Below are 1,015 nucleotides of genomic sequence, written 5' to 3'. Positions count from 1 at the left end.
CGTAAGCGTCCGGCCAACGACGTGCTGAGAGGCGTTGAGGCGAGAGCCGCCGCCGTGGACGCTGGCGAGCATGTCGAAGTCGGTGGAGAAGCAGGAGTGGTTCCAGGTCGCGGAGTCTTTCGAGGCGAGCGGGCTGACGCAGGTGGAGTTCGCGCGGCAGCGGGGCGTGCGGCTGAGCACTGTGCAGTCGTGGGTGTACCGTCGGCGCCGGCACCTGGCGGCGAAGGCCGAGCCGGTCCGCCTGCTGCCAGTCCAGGTGACGGCCCCCGTGGAGCCGAGCACCACCCTCGTCGAAGTCGTCACGGAGGGCGGGGCTCGCCTGCGCTTTGCCGTGGGCGTTGACGTGGGGTACGTGGCCCGACTCGTCGCCGCGCTGGGGCGGTGAGGCGGTGTTTGCCCTTCCTGCCTCGGTGCGCGTGGTGCTGGCCACCGCGCCCGTGGACATGCGCAAGTCCATTGACGGCCTCATGGCGCTGGTGCGCGCCGAGTGGGGCGAGGACGTCTACTCGGGCCACCTCTTCGCCTTCGTCTCGCGCAAGGGGGACCGAATCAAGGTGCTGACGTGGAGCCGGGGCGGCTTCGTTCTGCTGTACAAGCGATTGGAGACGGGGCGTTTCCGGCTACCGTCGGTGGACGAGGGCGCGCAGGTGGTGCACCTGGACGCCACGCAGTTGGCGATGCTGCTGGACGGCATCGACGTGGCCCAGGTGAGGCGCCAGCCCGCCTGGGCGCCTCCCGGGCGCACGGGCACCTGACGCGCCCGGCCCGGGACGCCTCCGCGCCGTGGCGTGTTGAGGCTACGTGCCGCGCGAGCTCCCTCAAGAACACTTCTGCCCCTGGCGCGAGGAGGCGGAGGAACTCAAGGAGCGCCTGACGTCGCTGGAGGCGAAGATGGCGACGCTGGAGCGCCACGTCTTCGGCCGCAGGACGGAGCAGCTGCCGACGGTGGCCGACGAGCTACGCGGGGACGCGGACACGGCGGCCCGGGCCGAGGCCGCGAAAAAGAAGCGTCAGC

At 71.2% G+C, this 1,015-nt stretch carries 2 protein-coding genes and 1 pseudogene; all 3 read left to right on the top strand.

Annotated elements, in window-relative coordinates:
• Nucleotides 1–70: 70 nt before the first annotated feature.
• The gene (locus HV824_RS35845) at nucleotides 71–385 is read left to right on the top strand and encodes an IS66 family insertion sequence element accessory protein TnpB (protein WP_176425275.1); all 315 of its coding nucleotides are present in this window, start codon (nucleotides 71–73) and stop codon (nucleotides 383–385) included.
• Nucleotides 386–389: 4 nt separating this feature from the next.
• Nucleotides 390–755 carry an IS66 family insertion sequence element accessory protein TnpB gene (gene tnpB, locus HV824_RS35840; RefSeq protein WP_176421576.1) on the top strand — a complete coding sequence of 122 codons (366 nt, stop codon included), beginning with the start codon at nucleotides 390–392 and terminating at the stop codon, nucleotides 753–755.
• A gap of 46 nt (nucleotides 756–801) precedes the next feature.
• A pseudogene (locus tag HV824_RS35835) lies at nucleotides 802–1,015 on the top strand (IS66 family transposase); the annotation flags it as partial.

This window comes from Myxococcus sp. AM009 (assembly GCF_013372605.1).
Lineage (GTDB): Bacteria > Myxococcota > Myxococcia > Myxococcales > Myxococcaceae > Myxococcus > Myxococcus vastator.
This window is presented reverse-complemented; position numbering and strand designations above follow the sequence as displayed.

Coding starts and splice junctions, on each gene's coding strand:
- HV824_RS35845 (WP_176425275.1), top strand. CDS start 71: ATGTCGAAGTCGGTGGAGAAGCAGGAGTGGTTCCAGGTCGCGGAGTCT.